The following is a 510-nucleotide window of genomic DNA, read 5'->3' as shown; positions in this document are numbered from 1 at the left end:
TGGGGTGAAGTCGTAACAAGGTAGCTGTAGGAGAACCTGCGGCTGGATCACCTCCTTTCTAAGGAGTAGACACGACGCAAGTCGATGTCAAGGTCGATAGACGGTAACAGGCCTCGTTAAAACTGTTGCAACAAACGTCTTTCTCTCTTCCGTTTTCAACTTTGAGTTAATGGGGGCTTATAGCTCAGTTGGTTAGAGCGCACGCCTGATAAGCGTGAGGTCCCAGGTTCAAATCCTGGTAAGCCCACTTTTACTTTGGGGAATTAGCTCAGTTGGGAGAGCGCCTGCTTTGCACGCAGGAGGTCAGCGGTTCGAACCCGCTATTCTCCATTTTTTTGTGTCTTGTTTTAGCGAGATGTTCTTTGACAATTGAATCAAGAGATTAGCAAAAATGCGTTTGCGCGAAGGTTTGATCCGAGTGATCGGTCTCGCGCAGATGAAGGTTAAGTTATTAAGAGCACAGGGTGGATGCCTTGGCCGTAGTAGGCGATGAAGGACGTGGTAAGCTGC

Annotated in this window: 2 tRNA genes and 1 rRNA gene; all 3 read left to right on the top strand. The window is 48.6% G+C overall.

The window, feature by feature from the left end:
- Nucleotides 1-58, top strand: a 16S ribosomal RNA gene (locus tag J3U88_RS34065); the annotation flags it as partial.
- 115 nt (nucleotides 59-173) lie between these two features.
- A tRNA-Ile gene (locus J3U88_RS34060) sits at nucleotides 174-247 on the top strand.
- Between the two features lie 10 nt (nucleotides 248-257).
- A tRNA-Ala gene (locus J3U88_RS34055) sits at nucleotides 258-330 on the top strand.
- Nucleotides 331-510: the final 180 nt, after the last annotated feature.

It is taken from the genome of Acanthopleuribacter pedis (genome assembly GCF_017377855.1).
Lineage (GTDB): Bacteria > Acidobacteriota > Holophagae > Acanthopleuribacterales > Acanthopleuribacteraceae > Acanthopleuribacter > Acanthopleuribacter pedis.
Note: the sequence above shows the minus strand (reverse complement) of the source record. Positions and strands in the feature narration are given on the sequence as shown.